Below are 18,307 nucleotides of genomic sequence, written 5' to 3' on the forward strand. Positions count from 1 at the left end.
CCCACCTGATGGCGCTGTCACCGCCCGTCCGCCCGAGCGGCCCTGAGCGCGGCCCGGGTGAGGACGGTGTCGAGATGCCGGGCCCGCCAGACGATCAGCAGCCACGCGGAGGGCAGTTGCAGCGTGAGAAGGGCGAAGGACGCCATCGCGAACGCGGAGTCGGCCGGAGCCTCATCGCCGTACGCCCACGACTCCAGGCCCGCGCAGACCAACAGGACGACCAGATAGGCGGAGCCGTCGATCAGCGGCACCCGCCACACGGGCAGCGGGCCGGTCAGGCGGCGCGTCAGCGTCAGAACGGTGGCCGCCGCCCCCACGAAGACCGCACTCCAGGGATTCCCCGCCCACACCGACACCCACAGACCGAAGTCACCGAAGGGGGCCTGCCAGGCGAGGTCGACCGCGGCTCCGGTCAGGAAGGACAGCACGGTGACGGTGAGCGCGTAGGAGACGGCACTGCGCCAGGTGACGGTCATGCGGTGTTCCCCCCCTCGTCGGCGGTGGGTCGCCGTCCGGTGGCCCACCATGGACGGCATTGTCCTCCCGGCCCACCGGGGCCGAACTCGGGGGGTGGCGGCCGGCGCCCGCACCCCGTCGGTCACGGCGGCCGACCGGGCGGTGGCCGTCACCCCATCACAGAAGAAGACCGCCGTCATCCGCTTGTCCTCCGGCGTCGTGCCGCAGCAACCGACCGCGCTGTGTACGAGGTTGGCGTGGTGCAGCAGCAACCGGTTGGCCTGGCCGGGGACCTGGTGGGGGACGCGGACGTCCTCCTCGAAGGCGTCCGGGGCCGCGTAGCGGGTGCCGAGGGCCTCGACGGGATTGATGTGCGGGGCCGGTTCGCGCTCTCACTTCTGTGTGAGGAAAGCGACGATCTCCCCGCGGTCACTGACGAACGTGTCCCGGTTCCGCCATGTCGACTCCGGCCCGCAGGACGGCACCCTCACTCGGGGACCGCGGGTGTTCCACCGCTCCCCCGTCACGAAGCGCTGCTCATGCGCACCGAGCGCAGGAAGGCGTCGGGAGAGTCCGCGGAAACACATTGAGCCGAAACGGTCTGGTTTCCTGCCTGGTCGTGTAGCGGACGTGGCGGGCAGGGAAGTACCCGCGCACGATGTGGGGCCGACCTCAGCCACGGTCGTCCTTCAGCCGCGCCAGTTCGGCCCTCCAGCGCTGGATGTGCGCGATGAGTTGCTCCCGGTCGTAAGGAGGGACGGCCCGCTTGGTGTTCCGCAGCTCCATCACCTTCTGCCACCACTGCTCGCGCTCCTCAGGGCCGGCAGCGTTGTCCGAGAGGTAGACCTAACGGCCGGTCAGCTGGGCGGCCGTCTCGGCGAACGTGTCGTACACCATTGCTGTCGGTACGTTGGCGTACCGATCGGCGGCGTTGGCGGAGTCGGGGCTCGGCATGAACTCTCCTTGTTCACATGGTTGGTTCCGCAGGTGGCTGCCTGCGGAACCGGCTTCCTGATCATTCTGGTGGCGGCTGGCCGGCGCGGAGCGCCTTTTACGGGGCAGCCTGTGCACCGAGCAGGTCGGTGCGCTCAACGGGAGGCACCTCTGCCCCAGGGCGTAATGGTCGGCAACGGCGCGGCCACGATCGACCGTCTACACCTGTAACCAGCGCTTTTGCCCTCAGTCGATGACCAGTTGCGGACGCTTGGCCGGCGTCGTCGCCTCCCGAGTGTCTGCGGCGCCCCCCGAAGCCGTGGACCCCCAAGGAACGCCGGCATCCTCGGCGCCGCCCGAACTGCTGTCGAAACGCCGCTCCTTACCGCGTACGAAGCCGCCCCGGTGGGCCGCACGCGGCGGCCGCGCAGTGAGCGATCATCACAAGGCCCGGGAGTGGGCACGGCCCCGCGGAAGAGAGCAGGTATGACATGCGATGGACCGTTCACGATGAGCGCACGCTGTACGACACCCCCTGGGTGCGGCTGCGGTCGCTGGACGTGGAGCAGCCGGACGGCACCCGCACCGACTACCACGTGGTGCGGCTGCGGGACCTCGCCGTGGCGGCGGCGGTGGACGAGCGGGAGCACGTGCTGATGATGTGGCGCCACCGCTTCGTCACCGACACCTGGGCGTGGGAGTTGCCCATGGGCCTGGTCGAGGACGGTGAGGCGCCCGCGAGCGCGGCCGCCCGGGAGCTGGAGGAGGAGACGGGGTGGCGCCCGGGGGCGATGCGGGAGCTGATCCACGCGCAGCCGGCCGCGGGGATCACCGACTCCCGACACTTCGTCTTCCGCGCGGACGGGGCGCGGCGCGTGGGCGAGCCGACGGAGCGCAACGAGTCGGACCGCCTGGAGTGGATCCCGCTGAGCAGCGTCCGCGGCATGATCGCCAGGCGGGAGATCGTCAGCAGCGCGACCCTCGTGGGCGTGATGGCGCTCCTGCTCGACTTGGAGGCCTGAAGCCTGAGGCCTGAGGCCGGGAACCGGGCCGCCGGCTCCCGGGAGCTGTCAGCCCTGCGGCGGGCTGAAGTGGTCGATGTCGGCCAGGATCTTCCGCTTCAGTTCGAGCGCGGCGGTGATGTCCTTGCGGGTGAACCGCGTCGGGTCCTGCGCGTACATCGCGCGTCCCCGTTCGGAGACGAACCGGTCCTGCGGGATCCGGTCGGCGTCGTCGGGCAGGAACTTGGCGACCTCCTCCAGCGCGGCGATCGCGTACGCCGTGGCCGGGCGGACCTGCCGGTGTTCGGCGGGCGGCGTGCTCAGCAGCTGCCGCCCGGCCTCGGCCGACACCCGGTCGCTGATCCACAAGAACTCGCCCGGGTCGATGATCCGCGAGGGTTCGGGACCGCCGAAGGCGGGGGGCGCGGGCGGCCGGTCCTCGGAGAGGGTGAACTCGAACGAGCGCGTACGACCGCACTGCGCGCAGGCGCCCTCGTACACGCTGACCAGCACCCCGGTCCGGTTCTCCAGGCGGTGCTGCCGCTCGAACTTTGCCGCGCCGCAGGCGCAGGCACGGAGATCCATGTAGGTGTGCGCTTCCTGCGCCGAACGTGCGACCAACACGTCATGATCTTAAGGAATCGAGACGACGCACCGGGGAACGCCAGTGGGCCCCGGCATCGGCGAGCGTCGGCTGCCCGCCGAGATCAGCCCGGCCGGCGGATCCGCACCGGTCACGGTGCACCGGTCACGGTCAAGGTCCCGGGCTCCCCACTGATCGCCACGGGCGTCCCGCCCGAGATTCTCCCGGAGTCAATCGGCAGGCGCCCACCGTGCGCGAGGCGATCAAGGTCCTCGCCGAACACCTCGCCACAGCGGGCACGCCCGAAGCCACCACGGCCCGCGACCGGCCTCTCCCCCGGTCCGAGTCCGCGGGCACCTCCGCAGCCCAGGTACTGGCCGACCGCTCCGCGCAAGACGGCGACGCTACCGTCGCCCGGCTCACGGCCGCCGCCGCGGCACCGGATCCGATCGAGCGCGCCAAGACCGCAGCCGCCAAGGAAGTCGCCCACGCCCTCCAAGCGGCCCAGACCGCCAAGCGGCAGCCGAACGACATCAACGGCCTTATCCAGCAGGCAGTTCAGGAAGCCGAGCGCCGTGTCGGCCTGACACCCCAGCAGCGGCAAACCGAACAGGCCACCCGCCGACAGCACGCCGCACGACAGTAAACCCGCCCCTCCCAGGTGCCGCCGCCCGGGCCGGAAACCACCGGGCCGGAAGGGTCCTCCCGCCGCGGAGCCTCGATCCAGCCCGGCCCGGCAGCCTCCCGCGCCCGCTCCACCGACGACCTCGCTTCGGGAAGGCCGTCACCGGCCGGTGAGCGGCCGGCGGGCGATCGGTGACCGACCGTGGATGATCGGTGGGTGATCGGTGGGCGATCGTCCACGGCCGTGCCGGGGCGGGCGGCGCGCGCTGTGCCGAACGGTCCGGACGGCGTGGGGGCGGCGGCTGCTACCGGAGCGGGATGTCGACCCCGTGATCGTCCGCGGGCCGGGGACCGCGGATACGCTTGTCGGCGTCGCTGATGGCGATGTCGTTGATGCTCGCCTCGCGGCGCCGCATGAGGCCGCGCTCGTCGAACTCCCACAGTTCGTTGCCGTAGCCGCGCCACCACCGGCCCGCCGCGCCGCGCCGCCAGCGCGGCCACCTGAACCGGGCGCCAGCCGCTCGATCGGAGCAGAGCTCGATCCGCTGGCCAGGCACGGGCCGGTGCGCACCCGGGCCGCCGCATCGGTGACAACAACGAACTCCCGGGCCTCGCCATGTGGCTGGGAAGCACAGCCAACCACCCCGACCGGGGACGGCCGACACGAGACACTGATGTCCAGGTAACTGGCGCGCATGACCCCAGCAGCCGTCCCGCCCGTGGTCCGCACCGCAAGGTCAGCCAGGTCCCTTCTCCAGGGCGAGTAGCTGGGCCTGCACCTGGAGAGACCGCTGAAGCAAAGACTCATAGACAGCCGGGCGTGCTTCGGCCAGGCGCCGGTAGGCATCGACGGCCTCGGTGATCGCTTCCAAAGCCTCCTCATACCGCCCCAACGCACCCAGGCCGATCGCCTGGTTGTTGAGGGACGCAGCGAGATCGGAGAGAAAAGCGTCCGGGCGTGCCTCGGCCAGACGCCGGTAAGCATCGACGGCATCGATGATCGCTTCCAGAGCCTCCTCGCGCCGCCCCAGCGCACCCAGGCCGATCGCCTGGTTGTTGAGGGACCTGGCGAGGTCGGGGAGAAAAGCGTCCGGGCGTGCCTCGGCCAAGCGCCGGCGGATGGTGACGGCCTCGATGATCGCTTCCAAAGCCTCCTCGCGCCGCCCCAGCGCGCCCAGGCCAACTGCCTGGTTGTTGAGGGACGCAGCGAGGTCGGAGAGAAAGGCGTCCGGGCGTGCCTCGGCCAAGCGCCGGCGGATGGTGACGGCCTCGGTGATCGCTTCCAAAGCCTCCTCACACCGCCCCAGCGCGTCCAGGCCAACTGCCTGGTTGTTGAGGGACGCAGCGAGGTCGGAGAGAAAGGCGTCCGGGCGTGCCTCGGCCAGACGCCGGTAGGCATCGACGGCCTCGGTGATCGCTTCCAAAGCCTCCTCACACCGCCCCAACGCACCCAGGCCGATCGCCTGGTTGTTGAGGGACCTGGCGAGGTCGGGGAGAAAAGCGTCCGGGCGTGCCTCGGCCAAGCGCCGGCAGATGGTGACGGCCTCGGTGATCGCTTCCAGAGCCTCCTCGTGCCGCCCCAGTTCGCCCAGGCCGACTGCCTGGTTGTTGAGGGACGTGGCGAGGTCGGGGAGAAAAGCGTCCGGGCGTGCCTCGGCCAAGCGCCGGTAGGCATCGACGGCATCGATGATCGCTTCCAGAGCCTCCTCGTGCCGCCCCAGCGCGCCCAGCCGGTTCGCCTGGTTGTTGAGGGACGCAGCGAGATCGGAGAGAAAAGCGTCCGGGCGTGCCTCGGCCAGGCGCCGGTAGGCATCGACGGCATCGATGATCGCTTCCAGAGCCTCCTCGTGCCGCCCCAACGCACCCAGGCCGACTGCCTGGTTGTTGAGGGACCTGGCGAGGTCGGGGAGAAAAGCGTCCGGGCGTGCCTCGGCCAAGCGCCGGCGGATGGTGACGGCCTCGGTGATCGCTTCCAGAGCCTCCTCGTGCCGCCCCAGCGCGCCCAGCCGGTTCGCCTGGTTGTTGAGGGACGTGGCGAGATCGGGAAGGAAGGCGTCCGGGCGTGCCTCGGCCAGACGCCGTCGGATGGCGACGGCCTCGATGATCGCTTCCAGAGCCTCCTCGCGCCGCCCCAGCGCGCCCAGCCGGACGGACTGGTCGTTGAGCCATCGGGCCAGGCCGGAGGTGTCACCGTTCGCGCGGTGCATGGTGACGAGGCGCGTGGTGAGGGCTGCGGCGACCTCGGCCAGTGCATGGGTTTGCTCGGGCATCTCCGCATACAGCGCGGTGAGATCTTCGGGTGTGCTGTCGGGGGCGTGCACCAGCGTGTCGAGGGCCTGGAGCAGGGGTGCGGGGGATTCGACGCGGGTGGCGACGTCGATGGCCGCGGGCGCCAGAGCGTGGGGGTGTTCGGTGATGGCCCGGATGAGGCAGTCGGCCGCTTGGTCGCCGGCGGGCCGGGCCGCGGCGCGGGTCAGGAGGGTGAGGGCGTGCCGGGCCTGTTCGGGGCCGGTGGCGGGAAGGACGAGGGTGGGCAGGTTCGGCTCGGCGGCGAGCGCTTCGATGATGTAGTGCTCGGCCAGGGGGTCGGGCTGCAGGCTGCCCCAGTAGGAGTCGCCGCCGGCGGGCGGGGGATACAGGTCGCGGATCCAGCCGGCCAGGGCGCGCCGGTTCTGTTCGGCGATGTCGCCGCGCAGCCCCGGCAACCGGCTCAGGATTTCCAGGGCTTGTGGGCGGGGGGTGGGGCCGCAGAGCTGGGCTGCGGTCATGGCCAGCGGCCGGATGTGGTCCAGGCCCAGTCCGCGGTGCCGGGCCACGCGGTTCCAGTAGCCCCGTTCGTGGTGGAGCAGGACCTGCTGCGGTGATGAATCGGCCGTCGAGGAGTCCTCGGTCAGGAGGACCGCGAGCGCGGCCATGTGCAGGGCCAGGGCCTGCCCCGTGCCCGGAGCGGCCGGGGCGGGGGGCCCGGCGTTACGCCGGCGGGCGGCGAAGTCGATGCCCGCGTAGGCCGGGTCGATGCCCGCGTAGGCCGGGGAGTGCAGGCGTTGCAGGCTGTCGGCGAAAGCGGTCAGGGCGTCCTGCCACGCCCTTTCGCGTTCGGTCGCGCTCTCGGCGAGCGGTGCGAGGGCGAGCGGCTCTGCCCGCACGGTCGTGGACAGGGCGAGGGAGGCCGAGCGCAGGGTGGTGAACCACTCGCCGGCCGCGCGGGCGAGCAGCAGCAGGCGGACCGGGTGGCGAGGGGGATGGGCGGCCAGGTGGTCGATGATCGCTTGGGCCTGGTCGGGCCGGGTCTCGACGTAGTCGAGCACCAGCAGCACCGGCGCCGTGCAGCGGGTCAGCGCTTTCAAGTGAGCGGTGACGTCTGCTTGTTCCGTCACCTGACCGGTCACCCAGCCCGCGTCGTGCAGCAGCTCGGCCAGGCGGCGGGCCAGGCGGGTCTTGCCCTGGCCGCCGGCCCCGGTCAGCAGCAGCGCGGAACACGATCCTTCCCCCTGGCACCAGGTCTGCAGCGTCTCGAGGATGTGCTCGCGGCCGGTGAAGGGCACCACTTCGTGCTCCGCGCGCAGCAGCGCGGCCGGGGACTGCGGCGCCTGGGCCGGGAACCAGGGGGCCAGCACCTCCTGCAACTCCACCGGCTCGCAGCGCAGCGCGCGCCCCGTGGCCTGCTCCACCGGCCGGCGAAAGTCCTCCACGGCGGCCAGCGCGGTGATCGGCACGGCGGTCAGCCGCCGCTGGCCGAAGCCCGGGGTGTCCCAGGCCACCACCCCCACCAAAAGCTCCCCGCACCATACGGAAGCCCCCGACATGCCCGACCAGCGGGAGGGCCGGTCCGGGTCGTGATCGGGCCAGTTGTCCACCCGCAGATCCACCAGTCCTTGCTTGCGCCGGGTCAGCGGATTCAGGTGGCCGGCCAGTTGCTCACTGTCGCGCAGCGGCTCCGGCCCCTCGAAGGCGCCCGTGGCGTCGGGAAAGCCCACCGCTTCGCAGGGCACTCCCGGTGTGGAGCCGACCAGCCGTCCGAAGCGCACCGGGGCGCGCCGGCCGGGGTCGAAGCCGGGGTCGGTGATCTCCACCAGGGCCGCGTCCAGCAGCGCGTCACCGTGCCACACCACCCGGGCCTCGCGCAGGATTCCCTCCTCCAGCAGCCGCACGCGCACCTGAGAGCAGGTAATCCGGACTTCGTCGCGGGTGACCGCGTGCGCCGCGGTGAGCAGCAGCCGCCCCGCGATCAGATAGCCCGAGCCGACCGACCATCCCGGCTCCGTTCCGGCGGCCCAGATCTCCGCGACCGCCCCGGCGTCCAGCCCCATCGCCGCCCGCGCATCCGGTCAGCGGGCGGGGATTTCGTCGGCCCGGCCGGTGATCCGGGGCGTGTTGCCCTGCCGGTCCTTGGGGTTGAGGACCAGCTTCATCCGGTGGGTCGCGGTCTCGGCCCGCGAGCCCTTCGCGCCCAGCGACAGCACGTACACCCGTGCCTTGGCCTCGCCGCCGGCCTCCTTGCGTACGTCCACGGCGAACTCCAGCTCGATCGGCCCCACTTCGAACCCGAGGTCCTCATCCGCGCCCTCGGCCTGGGCCGCGGCCAGCTCCGCCCGCACCCCGCGTACCGCGTCCGCCAGCCCCACCCACACCTCGTCCGCCACCACAACCCCCACGTCGGCAGATCTTCCCGCACTTGCCGCCACACCGTACCGGGCACCCGCAGCCCCCGAAGCCCGCATCCCCGAATTCGCCCTTTCCCGGCCGTATCGCAACCCGACAAAGGGCGGCGCGAGTTCTCCTACGTCTCCTACGGCCGTGCCCTCGTCCAGGCTCTCGCCCCGGCCGCGTGCCCGTGCTGCTGGAGGCCCTGTTCAGCGTCCGGTAACCACCGGGCGGGCGAAACCCCCGGGGCGCTTTGGACGCTTCGCGGGCCCCTTTACGATGCCCTGACTGCGGCGCACGCCAGGTGCGCCGAGGGGGGAAGGAGATCCGGCTCATGGTGAACAGACGTGGCCCGCACGGTGGTTGGAGAGCGGGAGCGCTCCTGATCGCTGCCGTCATGGGTGCTCCGCTGCTGTCGGCCACGCCCGCGGTGGCCGTGCACGGAGCGGTGCCCGGCGACTTCAACGGCGACGGTTACCGCGACGCCGTGCTGCCCGCGCCGGGGGCGAACGTCGCCGGCAAGGAGGGAGCCGGTGCCGTGGTCGTGCTCTACGGATCGGCGTCGGGGCTGTCGACGTCCCGGCGAGCAACCCTCACGCAGAACACCGCAGAGGTGCCGGGCACGGCCGAGCCGAACGACGGCTTCGGGGCCGCCACCGCGACGGCCGACCTGAACCGGGACGGCTATGCGGATCTGGTGGTCTCCGCCCCGTACGAGGACACCGCGCGGGGCGAGGACACCGGCACGGTGACGGTCCTGTGGGGCAGCAGGAAGGGGCTGACATCCGGCACCGACCTGCCGGCGACCACTCCCGGCGCGTACTACGGCCTCGACGTGGCGGCGCTGAGCACCGGCCCCGGTGCGAAGACCGAGGTGCTGGTCGCCGGGTACGAGGGATCGATGCGCTTCACGGGGCCGTTCAGCCGCCGCGGCACCTACGGCCAGGCCGTGGAGAACCAGGACACCGCTTCCGTCGGAAGCGTCGCGCTGGGCGATTTCGACCACGGGGGCTTCCCGGACGACGTGGCCGTCACCGTCCGGCTGAGCGGGCTGAGCGGCGGCGAGATCTATGTCGACCCTGTCTACGGAGGCGCACAGCAGACGGGCAACGGCCTGATCGCGGCCACCGGGGACATCAACGGCGACGGATACGCCGATCTCGTGGCCGGAGACCCGGACGAGCCGGACAGGGCCGGAGCCGACGGTGCGCTCGGCGGCCGGGTGCTCGTCTGGTACGGGTCGGCGCACGGCATCGCGCGGGACGCGCAACCGGTGCAGCTGACCCAGAACACCCCGGGGATTCCCGGCTCGAGCGAGAAGGAGGACAAGTTCGGCGGGGCCCTCGCGGTGGCCGACCTCAACCGTGACGGGCTGGCGGACATCGTGATCGGCTCGCCGCTGGAGGACACCGGCAGGAGGAACGCCGGGCAGGTGACGGTCATCCCCGGCCGCCGCACCGGGGCCCTGGGAGACGGCGCCTACGCCTTCACCCAGGACACCGCCGGCATCCCCGGCGCCGACGAGGCCGAGGACGCATTCGGCACCACCGTGGCCGTCGGCGACATCACCAAGGACGGCAGACCGGAACTCTTCATCAGCGCCGCGGAGGAGAACAGCGCCACCGGCGCGGTCTGGGTCCTCCCGGGCGGCACCAACGGCCCCACCGCCAAAGGCAGCCGCATGATCACCGCCCCGTCCGTCGGCTTCCCGCAGAAGGAGAACACCCTTCTCGGCGGCAACGGACTCCTCGGAGTCATCTGAACGGAACGCGTCCCCTCAAAGCCGGCCGCCAGGCGCACCGCACCCCGTCGTCGTCGCGACGCCCTGGCGCCGCCGGCACCCGGCTGGAGCATCGACCCCGCCGGTCGGCCGCATCCGTACCTGCGCTTGCACCCACAGTTCCGACGTCGCCGATCACCCAGTGGTCGCGTCCCTCGGTGGGCTCGCGGTACGGCAGCACGGGGAGGGCGACGGGGAAGACCGGGCCGGGGCGTGGGGCATGCGGCCGAATCCAGAACCGGGATGCGTTGCTCAGGCCTTGTCCTCCGTGAACAGATCCTCCGCAGTGGCGGCGTGCACCGCCCTCCGCCCCCACGTTTCGAGCTGGTCCAGGCCCGTGCACGACATCACCCGCTGCCGGACGGACTCCGGCACGGGGACGTCCCGCCACTCCAAGATGCGCAGGATCATCTCTGCGCGGTTCTGGATCCGGCCCTCCTTGCGCCCCTCCTCACGCCCTTCCTTACGCCCCTCCTCGCGCCCCTCCTCACGCACCTTCTCGGCCAGCGGGTGCCGCCAGAAGTACTGAACCGCCACTGCCAGCCCCTTCCGACTCGGCCGCTCAGGCCTTGTCCTCCGTGAACAGGTCCTCCGCGGTGGCGGCATGTACCGCCCGCCGGGCCCACTCCTCCAGCCGATCCAGGTCCGTGCACGACATCACCCGCTGCCGGACGGACTCCGGCACAGGGATGCCCCGCCACTCCAGGATGCGCAGGGTCATCTCGATGCGGTCCTGGATCCGGCCCTCTTCGCGCCCTTCCTCGCGCACCTTCTCGGCCAGCGGGTGCCGCCAGAAGTACTGAACCGCTGCCATCAGGTCCCTCCAGATCTGTTTCGCCTGGGGATCGGCCAGGCACGAGTCGACGAACTGCACGAAGACCGCCGCGCTGTCGGAGTCGATGGTCCGCAGGGCGCCTGCCAGGGATTCCAGTATGGCCGTGGCCTGCGCACCCCGGCCATGTGTCATCGCCGAGAGCACCGCAAGGGGGACGTCCCGTTCGGCCGACTGCCCGTCCGCGATCACGGGGACGTTGTCCGGGCCGAGGACCAGCGGCCGTACGGTCAGCGAGGGGCGGTCCCGCACGCCGAGCTGGATCGGCCGGGACGCCCAGCGGGCCGTGGCGCTGCTCTGGGTGATGACGATGAGCACCGGGTTGCAGCGGTACTTCGCGTACAGGTACGAGAGGTAGTACGGCCAGCTCCTGCGCTTGTCGTCGTCCCTCTTCCCCTGCGACTCGACGACCAGGAGGTACGTCCCCTCGTCCGTCTCCGCGCGCAGCAACGTGTCCACCCGCCGCTCGACCGGTTCGGTCTCCGTGAGATCGACGTTCATGGCGGCGATCTCACGCGGTTCGGGGAACGGGACGTGCAGCACCCGCTGCAGCGTGCGCGTCAGCAGCGCCGGGTCCTTCTGGAAGATCCGGTGCAGCGCCTCGTGCGACGAGCCGACCATCAGCTCTCCTTTCCGTACGACGTGATCAACGCGCTACACCGCATCCAGGTCACCCCACACCAACTTGCCCCGGCTGCCGTTCCGGGCCAGCGGCTGCCAGCCCCACAGGTCGGCGCAGGCACGGACCAGGGCGAGTCCGCGGCCGTCCTCCGCGTCGGTGAGCGCGGTGAACGGCCTTGGCGGCTCGGGCGGTTGCGGGTCACCGTCCCACGCGCCGACCCGCAGTACGCCGGCCGACCAGCGCACCCGCAGGGCCGCGGGGCCCTTGGTGTGGCGCACGGCGTTGGAGACCAGCTCCGTGGCGAGGAGTTCGGCGGTGTCGGACAGGGCGGTCAGGTCGTGCGCGGCCAGGATCAGGCGGAGGGTGCGGCGGCTGACGGTGACGGCGCGGAGGTCGTGGGGGATGTACAGGGTGTACTCCCAGGGTTCGCCGAGGGCGGGCGGGCCGGTTTCAGGCATGAGTGAACTCCTGTGGGAAGGAGGGAGGTTGATGGATGCCGGCGGTCGCGGGCGGTGGCATTGCCGCAGCCGTCGTGGCAGGACGGAGCGGTGCGCTTCCGGAGCCCCGGGATTCCGCAGCGTGTGCGTCGCATCACCGACGGTAGAGCAAAAATTTTTCCTCACGCAAGCCGTTGCCGTACTCTGGCACCCGAACGAGCAGCGATCACAGGCCCGTTGGGCCAGGAGGGCATATGGCGCCGAGAAGCCGCCCCACCGCTCGGCAGGTACGTCTGGGTACCGAACTGCGCAGGCTGCGGGAGGCCGCGGGACTCAAGGCCCGGGACGTGGCGGGGCTGCTCAGCTCCACCTCGGCGCAGATGAGCCAGGTCGAGTCGGGTTTCGCGGGCGTGAGCGAGGAACGCGTGCGTCGGCTTGCCGCCCATTACGCCTGCGCTGATGAGGAGTTGATTGGCGCATTGGTGGCCATGGCCACCGATCGGACGCGGGGCTGGTGGGAGGAGTTCCGGGGTGTCCTGCCGCCGGTGTTCCTGGACGTCGCGGAGTTGGAGCATCACGCGACGTTTCTGCGTGAGGTCGTCATCACGCATGTGCCGGGGTTGCTGCAGACGCCGGACTACGCCCGCGCGGTCTTCGGCTACATGGTGCCGGAGCTTCCCGACAGCGAACTGACACCGCGGGTCGAGCACCGGATGAGGCGGAAGGCGGTCATCGAGCGGGACGACCCGGTTCCGTACGAGACCATCGTCCACGAGGCCGCCCTGCGCATTCGGGTAGCCGATCGGAAGGTGACCCTGGCACAACTGCACGCAATCCTGGACCAGATGGAGCGCGGCCACGTGACGGTACGCGTCATCCCCTTCGACACCGACGGATTCGCCGGGGCGAGCGCCGCGATGATGTACGTGGGCGGGCCGATCCCTCGGTTGGACACCGTGTTGCGGGACTCACCGAACGGCACCACGTTCCTGGACGCGGAGTCCCAACTGGACCGCTTTCGAACGCTCTTCCGTAAAGTGGAGAGGGCATCGCTCGACCCGTCGCAGTCGCGCGACTTCATCCACCGCCTGACGAAGGAACTGTGAGGCACCCGGCGTGACCCGAACCCTCCACTGGCAGAAGTCCTCCTTCTCCGAGGGAGGCGACGGGAACACCTGCATCGAACTCGCCGCCTCCACCCCCGCCACCCTCCACCTCCGCGAAAGCGACGACCCCGCCACCGTCCTCACCACCACCCGCGACCCCCTCGCCCACCTCCTCGACGCCCTGCGCGCCGGCACGCTCACGGAGGCTTGCGGCCGTTGACCAGCTTGCCGCCGTCGACCCGGCCGTCACGACGAGGGACTCCGCGGACCTGACGGCCTTCACGGTGGCCGACCGCTCCTACCCGCTGGAGCAGATGACGACGTACGTCGGCGCGTCCGAAGCCGAGGAGAAGTTCCCGGACCTGCTCGACTCCTGCGTCTGGGCGCTGACGGATCTCTTCCTCGACGCCTCGGTGCCGGGCCCACCCTCGCGACCGGCCGACGGACGTCTCACCGGGTGACGGTAAGGCTGGCTGACCAGCCTCTTCCACACTCGCGAGTGGTCACAGCTCAGGTACGAACAGAGTGAGCCTCAGCAGCGCGGCGACAGCCAGCACCGTTGGGATGGCGTACCACCACTTGCGTAGCCACGCGGCCTTGACGAACACCCACGTCAGCAGCGCCGTGATGACGGACAGGACCAAAGCCAGACCAGAGGCAAAGTTCGAGTGGGCGACAGTCTCGCTGTCCCAGGGGCCAGCGGGCCTGGCCATGTACGCGATAAATGTGACGTAGAGCGCCAGCAGATGCCCCAGGGTCAGGACCAGTCCGCATGCCGCAGAGCCGATCCGGGCCAGAGCGCTCGGTTCCTTGCCTGCCGGTGCCTGGGAAGTCGAAGGGTGGGCGTAGCGGCTCACCGCAGGGCCTCCTTGGCGTCGTCCAGCTTCCGGTCGAAGCCCCGACCATATGCCTGGGCGTTCGGGTCCTGGTAGTAGGGGCCGCCGTTGTAGCGGGCGGCCGGTTCCTGCATCTGTTCCCGGGTCATCTGTTCCGGTGGTACGTCGGCGAACCCACTCTCCGCCTTCAGATGAGAGCCGGGTTGGCGTTCTCCAGGAACTCGACGTCCTTACGGTAGGCCACAGCAGATCACCGATCCCCGGCTTCGATGTAGCGCCCCGACACCAGGACGGAGTTCAACTGCCTGCGCACTGCGTCGTCGTACTGTGCGTACGTGTTGTTCGCCGACCTGAGCTTGCTGGACAACGCCGCCAGCGGCACGACCGCGTCGGTGTACTGGTCCTTGGCGTAGCGGGCAAAGGTCTCGACGTTCGAGGCAACATCGGGAGGGGACCGGGGGGCACGGCACATGGTCGCGTTCTCGCCCGCGCGATCCGGGCGGTCGGAGACGGGACTTGCTCACCGGAACGGGGACGGAGTGACAACAGACACCTCGACCACTACCACTGCATCGGCCTGCGGAACAGCCACGAGCATGCCCGCCGATCATGCCGGCGCACTGGCAAACTCCAAGATCTCCGACAGAGTCGAGCTGAGGACAGCCATGACCAAACCGCTGAACTGGCAGAAGTCCACCTACTCCGGCGGGGGCGACGGCGACACCTGCATCGAACTCGCCGCCTCCGCCCCCACCACCCTCCACCTCCGCGAAAGCGACGACCCCGTCACCGTCCTCACCACCACACGCGGCCCCCTCGCCCATCTCCTCGACGCCCTGCGTGCCGGCTCACTGGGTTCGTGGGGGTGAGGCCGGGCCCGTGACCTCCACGGTGGCCGGGCGTAGGAGCATTTCGCCCAGGCGGTAGCCGGGGCGCAGGACGGCGGTGCAGACCAGGTCCCGGGTGCCGTCGGTGACGTGGTGGGTCAGGGCGTCGTGGCGCGCGGGGTCGAAGGGTTCGCCCTCCTCGCCGAAGGAGGTCACGCCGAGGGAGCCGAGCCGGGTGCGCAGGGTGTCGGCGATGTCCTTCAGGCCCGGGGTCGCCGGTTCGTGCTCCAGCGCGCGGTCGACGGCGTCCAGGACGGGCAGCAGGGCACGCACCACGTTGGCCACCGCGATCTCGCGCACGGCCAGGCGGTCGCGCCGTACCCGCTTGCGGTAGTTGTCGTACTCGGCCTTCACCCGCTGCAGGTCGGCGGTGCGTTCCTCCAGCAGCCGCTGCAGCCGGGCGGCGTCCGTGCCCTGCGGCCGGCCACTGGTCATCGTCAGCCCGCCTCCGGCTTGTCGTCGTCGACGATCTCGGCGTCCACCACGTCCTCCTCGGCCTTGGCCCCGGAGGACTGCTCACCGGCCGGCCCCGTGGCGGTCTGCCCCGTGGCGGTCTGCCCCGCTGCGGCCTGTTCGGCGCGCGTCCGCTCGTACATCGCGGAGCCGATCTTCTGCGCGGCCTGCGCGGCCTTGTCGAGGGCCTGGCGGAGCGCGGCGGTGTCGGTGCCCTCGTTCTTCAGTTTCTCCTTCAGTTCGGCGAGCGCCGCCTCCGTCTCGTTCTTCGCCTCCGCCGGGATCTGGTCCGCGTTGTCACGGAGGAGTTTCTCGGTCTGGTAGACGAACTGCTCGCCCTGGTTGCGGGTCTCCGCGGCCTCACGGCGCCGCCGGTCCTCCTCGGCGTGCTGTTCGGCCTCGCGGATCATCCGGTCGATGTCGTCCTTGGGCAGGGCGGAGCCGCCGGTGACGGTCATCTTCTGTTCCTTGCCGGTGCCGAGGTCCTTGGCGGAGACGTGCATGATGCCGTTGGCGTCGATGTCGAAGGACACCTCGATCTGCGGCACGCCGCGCGGGGCCGGCGGGATGCCGGACAGCTCGAACATGCCGAGCTTCTTGTTGTACGCGGCGATCTCGCGCTCGCCCTGGTAGACCTGCACGGTCACGGACGGCTGGTTGTCCTCTGCGGTGGTGAAGATCTCCGAACGGCGGGTGGGGATCGTGGTGTTGCGCTCGATCAGCTTGGTCATGATGCCGCCCTTGGTCTCGATGCCCAGGGACAGCGGCGTGACGTCGAGCAGCAGCACGTCCTTGACCTCGCCGCGCAGCACGCCTCCCTGCAGCGAGGCGCCGACGGCGACGACCTCGTCGGGGTTGACGCCCTTGTGCGGGTCCTTGCCGGTCAGTTCGCGCACCAGCTCGGTGACGGCCGGCATGCGGGTGGAGCCGCCGACGAGGACGACGTGGTCGATGTCGGACACCTTGATCCCGGCGTCCTTGATCGCCTGGTGGAACGGGCCCTTGCAGCGCTCCAGCAGATCGGCGGTCAGCTGCTCGAACTGGGCGCGGGTCAGCCGCTCGTCGAGGTGCAGCGGGCCCTCGGCGGAGGCGGTGACGTACGGCAGGTTGATCGAGGTCTCGGACGAGGACGACAGCTCGATCTTGGCCTTCTCGGCGGCCTCGCGCAGCCGCTGCACGGCCATCTTGTCCTTGCCGAGGTCGACGCCGTAGTTGTTCTTGAAGTTCTTGATCAGGTGGTCGACGATCCGCTGGTCCCAGTCGTCGCCGCCCAGGTGCGTGTCGCCGTTGGTGGCCTTCACCTCGATCACGCCGTCGCCCATCTCCAGCAGCGACACGTCGAAGGTGCCGCCGCCCAGGTCGAAGACGAGGACGGTCTGCTCGTTGCCCTTGTCCAGGCCGTAGGCGAGCGCGGCCGCGGTGGGCTCGTTGATGATGCGCAGCACGTTGAGGCCCGCGATCTCGCCGGCCTCCTTGGTCGCCTGCCGCTGGGCGTCGTCGAAGTACGCCGGGACGGTGATCACCGCGTCGGTGACGTCCTCGCCGAGGTAGGACTCGGCGTCCCGCTTCAGCTTCATCAGGACGCGGGCGGAGATCTCCTGCGCGGTGTAGCGCTTGCCGTCGATGTCGCCGTGCTCCGGGAAGCGCCAGGCGTGCTCCCCCATGTGCCGCTTGACCGAGCGCGCGGTGCGCTCGACGTTCGTCACGGCCTGCCGCTTGGCGACCTCGCCGACCAGCACGTCGCCGTTCTTGGCGAAGGCCACGACCGAGGGTGTGGTGCGGGCGCCCTCGGCGTTGGCGATGACGGTGGGCTCGCCGCCCTCCAGGACCGCGACCACCGAGTTCGTCGTGCCGAGGTCGATGCCGACGGAGCGTGCCATCTGGGTTCTCCCTCCTGGAGCTGCTCCTCGAACTCGAGTTCCCCGAGCCGGTCGGGCGGATCGTGCGTGGCGGTGCGGGGTGGTGTGGAGTGGTGCGGGACGGTGTGGGGTGGTGCGGACGGTGTGGGGTTGTGTGCAGTGGTGCGGGGCGGTGCGTGGCCGGGGCGCGCCGACTCAGCGGTTCGGCTCCCAGTGGACCGGGCCCGCCCGCAGGGGCGGCTCGCGGACCGGGACGCCCGGGACGCCGAGCGGGACACCGAGCGCGACGAACGCGGCGAACGCGGTGGGGTGGCGGCGGTACGCCGCGGGGCGGTACGCCGGGGCGCGCACCGGCGGCGGCTCGTCCGCGCGGCCGTACGCCCGCTCGCTCCTCCGGCCGCGGCCCCGGCCGTTCCTCCGCTCGTGTCTCTGGTCGTAGGCCGCGCGCCGCACGGGGTCGCGGAGCACGTCGTACGCCTCCCGCACCTCCCCGAAGCGCGCGGCGGTGTCGGCGTCGACGTTGGTGTCGGGGCGCAGCTCCCGGACCCGGGCGCGGAAGGCGGAGGTGATCGCCTCGGCGGTGGCCGAGGGCTCCACGCCCAGCACCGCGTACGGATCCGGCGCCGGGTCACCGGCGTACGGCATCGGCATCACCAGCCACCTCCCCGCCTGGTGCGACCTGCGGTTAGGACTCAGGTTGCCTACTAGCCTGAATAAAACTTGAGCGCCCCATTGTCAAGGTCTTGCGATGGGGCATACGGGAAGGGGAGAGAATGGAGAGGGATGACGGAAAGGGGCGGACAGCCCGACCGCAGTGCCGACCGACAGGAGGTGCGGACCGGTGATCACCGAACTCGCCGTGGAACGGGTCGAATTCACCTGCGGCTCGTGCTGGCACCGCTGGAGCGTCGACTACGACGTCCAGCGCTATGTGGACGACCGGGGAGAGGAGTGGGAGGCCTTCTACCGGGACAACGCACCCGTCCCCTCGCCCTACACCCCGCAGGGCGCCCCGCCCTGCGAGTACTGCGGCCGCCACTGGGTCGGCCGCCTCGTCGCCCGCCGCCCCGTCCCGCTGCCGGGCCCCGACGCGCCCCGCGACCGTGTCCCGGCCGAGGGCACTCACCGCCCGGAGCGCCACGAGGCGCCCCTGCTGGAGTCCGGCGGGCACCCGCAGCCGGCGGCGGTCCCGGAGGGCGAGCGGACCCGGCGGTGAGACCACGGGCGCCGCTGAGGCGGCCGCTTCCGGGGTGA

General features: G+C 71.0%; 22 protein-coding genes and 2 pseudogenes. 8 read left to right on the top strand and 16 right to left on the bottom strand.

The window, feature by feature from the left end:
• Positions 1–17 precede the first annotated feature (17 nt).
• The 3 genes and pseudogenes from IE225_RS09815 to IE225_RS09820 form a co-directional block, all read right to left on the bottom strand.
• Entirely contained in the window at positions 18–476 is a 459-nt protein-coding gene (locus IE225_RS09815; RefSeq protein ID WP_190057000.1) for a hypothetical protein, read from the bottom strand.
• Between the two features lie 162 nt (positions 477–638).
• Positions 639–836, bottom strand: a pseudogene (locus tag IE225_RS33015) (DUF6445 family protein); the annotation flags it as partial.
• A 12-nt stretch (positions 837–848) separates the two neighbouring features.
• Complete coding sequence (locus tag IE225_RS09820) at positions 849–1,043, bottom strand: DUF1348 family protein (protein ID WP_190057001.1); 195 nt, start codon at positions 1,041–1,043, stop codon at positions 849–851.
• Positions 1,044–1,880: 837 nt separating this feature from the next.
• Here IE225_RS09820 and IE225_RS09825 point away from each other — a divergent pair.
• Positions 1,881–2,411, top strand: coding sequence for an NUDIX hydrolase (locus IE225_RS09825; protein ID WP_190057002.1), 531 nt, complete (start codon positions 1,881–1,883; stop codon positions 2,409–2,411).
• Between the two features lie 48 nt (positions 2,412–2,459).
• Here the strand turns inward: IE225_RS09825 and IE225_RS09830 are convergent, their stop codons facing one another.
• Complete coding sequence (locus IE225_RS09830) at positions 2,460–3,014, bottom strand: hypothetical protein (RefSeq protein ID WP_190057003.1); 555 nt, start codon at positions 3,012–3,014, stop codon at positions 2,460–2,462.
• A 209-nt stretch (positions 3,015–3,223) separates the two neighbouring features.
• On the opposite strand from IE225_RS09830, the gene IE225_RS09835 reads away from it, so the two are divergent.
• Complete coding sequence (locus tag IE225_RS09835; RefSeq protein WP_190057004.1) at positions 3,224–3,619, top strand: hypothetical protein; 396 nt, start codon at positions 3,224–3,226, stop codon at positions 3,617–3,619.
• Between the two features lie 283 nt (positions 3,620–3,902).
• Here the strand turns inward: IE225_RS09835 and IE225_RS33020 are convergent.
• The 3 genes and pseudogenes from IE225_RS33020 to IE225_RS09850 all read right to left on the bottom strand — a co-directional run.
• Positions 3,903–4,124, bottom strand: a pseudogene (locus IE225_RS33020) (DUF1348 family protein); the annotation flags it as partial.
• 210 nt (positions 4,125–4,334) lie between these two features.
• Positions 4,335–7,907 carry a tetratricopeptide repeat protein gene (locus tag IE225_RS09845; protein WP_190057006.1) on the bottom strand — a complete coding sequence of 1,191 codons (3,573 nt, stop codon included), beginning with the start codon at positions 7,905–7,907 and terminating at the stop codon, positions 4,335–4,337.
• An 18-nt stretch (positions 7,908–7,925) separates the two neighbouring features.
• Complete coding sequence (locus IE225_RS09850) at positions 7,926–8,252, bottom strand: trypco2 family protein (protein WP_229879368.1); 327 nt, start codon at positions 8,250–8,252, stop codon at positions 7,926–7,928.
• A 323-nt stretch (positions 8,253–8,575) separates the two neighbouring features.
• Between IE225_RS09850 and IE225_RS09855 the strand changes: the two genes are divergently transcribed.
• Entirely contained in the window at positions 8,576–10,003 is a 1,428-nt protein-coding gene (locus IE225_RS09855; protein WP_190057007.1) for an FG-GAP-like repeat-containing protein, read from the top strand.
• A 270-nt stretch (positions 10,004–10,273) separates the two neighbouring features.
• Here the strand turns inward: IE225_RS09855 and IE225_RS09860 are convergent, their stop codons facing one another.
• The 3 genes from IE225_RS09860 to IE225_RS09870 are packed head-to-tail and all read right to left on the bottom strand — an operon-like array spanning position 10,274 to position 11,933.
• Entirely contained in the window at positions 10,274–10,558 is a 285-nt protein-coding gene (locus tag IE225_RS09860; RefSeq protein WP_190057008.1) for a hypothetical protein, read from the bottom strand.
• Between the two features lie 25 nt (positions 10,559–10,583).
• The gene (locus tag IE225_RS09865; RefSeq protein ID WP_190057009.1) at positions 10,584–11,474 is read right to left on the bottom strand and encodes an RpnC/YadD family protein; all 891 of its coding nucleotides are present in this window, start codon (positions 11,472–11,474) and stop codon (positions 10,584–10,586) included.
• Positions 11,475–11,507: 33 nt separating this feature from the next.
• Positions 11,508–11,933, bottom strand: a complete 426-nt coding sequence (locus IE225_RS09870) for an ATP-binding protein (protein WP_190057010.1) — start codon at positions 11,931–11,933, stop codon at positions 11,508–11,510.
• 233 nt (positions 11,934–12,166) lie between these two features.
• On the opposite strand from IE225_RS09870, the gene IE225_RS09875 reads away from it, so the two are divergent.
• The 3 genes from IE225_RS09875 to IE225_RS09885 all read left to right on the top strand — a co-directional run bounded on the left by IE225_RS09875 (position 12,167) and on the right by IE225_RS09885 (position 13,479).
• Positions 12,167–13,018, top strand: coding sequence for a helix-turn-helix domain-containing protein (locus tag IE225_RS09875; RefSeq protein ID WP_190057011.1), 852 nt, complete (start codon positions 12,167–12,169; stop codon positions 13,016–13,018).
• A 10-nt stretch (positions 13,019–13,028) separates the two neighbouring features.
• Complete coding sequence (locus IE225_RS09880; RefSeq protein WP_190057012.1) at positions 13,029–13,238, top strand: DUF397 domain-containing protein; 210 nt, start codon at positions 13,029–13,031, stop codon at positions 13,236–13,238.
• A gap of 64 nt (positions 13,239–13,302) precedes the next feature.
• Positions 13,303–13,479, top strand: a complete 177-nt coding sequence (locus tag IE225_RS09885) for a hypothetical protein (RefSeq protein WP_190057013.1) — start codon at positions 13,303–13,305, stop codon at positions 13,477–13,479.
• 42 nt (positions 13,480–13,521) lie between these two features.
• Here the strand turns inward: IE225_RS09885 and IE225_RS09890 are convergent, their stop codons facing one another.
• From IE225_RS09890 to IE225_RS09895, 3 genes are all read right to left on the bottom strand, one after another.
• The gene (locus IE225_RS09890; RefSeq protein ID WP_190057014.1) at positions 13,522–13,875 is read right to left on the bottom strand and encodes a hypothetical protein; all 354 of its coding nucleotides are present in this window, start codon (positions 13,873–13,875) and stop codon (positions 13,522–13,524) included.
• Entirely contained in the window at positions 13,872–14,003 is a 132-nt protein-coding gene (locus IE225_RS33730; RefSeq protein WP_268249994.1) for a hypothetical protein, read from the bottom strand. Before IE225_RS33730 ends, IE225_RS09890 begins: the two co-directional genes overlap by 4 nt.
• A 101-nt stretch (positions 14,004–14,104) precedes the next feature.
• A complete protein-coding gene (locus tag IE225_RS09895) occupies positions 14,105–14,326 on the bottom strand; it encodes a hypothetical protein (protein ID WP_190057015.1) in 222 nt (73 codons plus the stop codon).
• Positions 14,327–14,519: 193 nt separating this feature from the next.
• Here IE225_RS09895 and IE225_RS09900 point away from each other — a divergent pair, with 193 nt between their 5' ends.
• On the top strand, positions 14,520–14,723 hold the full coding sequence (locus tag IE225_RS09900) for a DUF397 domain-containing protein (RefSeq protein ID WP_190057016.1): 204 nt from the start codon (positions 14,520–14,522) through the stop codon (positions 14,721–14,723).
• Here IE225_RS09900 and grpE read toward each other — a convergent pair.
• From grpE to IE225_RS33025, 3 genes are all read right to left on the bottom strand, one after another.
• On the bottom strand, positions 14,703–15,176 hold the full coding sequence (grpE, locus tag IE225_RS09905; RefSeq protein WP_190057017.1) for a nucleotide exchange factor GrpE: 474 nt from the start codon (positions 15,174–15,176) through the stop codon (positions 14,703–14,705). The genes IE225_RS09900 and grpE overlap by 21 nt on opposite strands.
• A gap of 2 nt (positions 15,177–15,178) precedes the next feature.
• Positions 15,179–17,074, bottom strand: a complete 1,896-nt coding sequence (gene dnaK, locus IE225_RS09910) for a molecular chaperone DnaK (protein ID WP_190057018.1) — start codon at positions 17,072–17,074, stop codon at positions 15,179–15,181.
• Positions 17,075–17,248: 174 nt separating this feature from the next.
• A complete protein-coding gene (locus IE225_RS33025; protein ID WP_229879369.1) occupies positions 17,249–17,704 on the bottom strand; it encodes a J domain-containing protein in 456 nt (151 codons plus the stop codon).
• Positions 17,705–17,894: 190 nt separating this feature from the next.
• Between IE225_RS33025 and IE225_RS09920 the strand changes: the two genes are divergently transcribed.
• A complete protein-coding gene (locus IE225_RS09920; protein WP_190057019.1) occupies positions 17,895–18,269 on the top strand; it encodes a hypothetical protein in 375 nt (124 codons plus the stop codon).
• Positions 18,270–18,307: the final 38 nt, after the last annotated feature.

The sequence above is a fragment of the Streptomyces echinoruber genome (assembly GCF_014651135.1).
Lineage (GTDB): Bacteria > Actinomycetota > Actinomycetes > Streptomycetales > Streptomycetaceae > Streptomyces > Streptomyces echinoruber.